1 protein-coding gene is annotated in these 265 nt (G+C 66.0%); it reads left to right on the plus strand.

What is annotated here, in order from left to right:
• Nucleotides 1–25: 25 nt before the first annotated feature.
• Nucleotides 26–265: hypothetical protein (locus SB822_RS57915; protein WP_410859214.1), on the plus strand; the 240-nt coding region annotated here is incomplete at its 3' end.

Genomic DNA, 265 nt, shown 5'->3' on the forward strand with positions numbered 1-265 from the left:
GCTGTCACAACTGGAGTGCCAACACATGCAGACCAACACCGAAACAACCCACGACCTGGACGCTACCGAGGCATCCGTCACAGCAGTGGCTCCTTGCGAAGTGCGCGCAAGTTACGTGGCCGCAGCGAAGGCGCTAAGCGAGGCGCTCGGGCGCAAGCGAGCGATGAGCGAACGCGCGGCGAAAATGGCACGTGCGAGCGAGGCGGCGCAAGCGCAGGCCAAGGCGGCGCGCGAGCAGTACCGCGAACTGCTACGCCAGGCCGAC

The sequence above is a fragment of the Paraburkholderia sp. SIMBA_054 genome, assembly GCF_046534875.1.
Lineage (GTDB): Bacteria > Pseudomonadota > Gammaproteobacteria > Burkholderiales > Burkholderiaceae > Paraburkholderia > Paraburkholderia hospita.